The following is a 216-nucleotide window of genomic DNA, read 5'->3' on the forward strand; positions in this document are numbered from 1 at the left end:
GCCTGGCCAGGTCGAACCGGAAGGCGATGCCCTCGGCAGCGCCGGTCGCGGTCATCTGGTCGACCATCTGCTGGGCCCGGGCGGGTGTCGTGGCGTACTTGGCGGCCAGCATGCCGACGTAGTCGACGTCGTCCGGGAGGTCGCCGCGATCGGGGTCGAGCTCGAACGATCGCCAGCGCACGTCCACCTCGTCGGCGAACGGGACATGGGCCAGGG

At 71.3% G+C, this 216-nt stretch carries 1 pseudogene; it reads right to left on the reverse strand.

Features of this window, described 5'->3' with window-relative positions:
• Positions 1–216: pseudogene (locus tag KR546_RS18870) on the reverse strand (DsbA family oxidoreductase); the annotation flags it as partial.

Source organism: Salsipaludibacter albus, from assembly GCF_019798055.1.
Classification (GTDB): Bacteria; Actinomycetota; Nitriliruptoria; order Nitriliruptorales; family Nitriliruptoraceae; genus Salsipaludibacter; species Salsipaludibacter albus.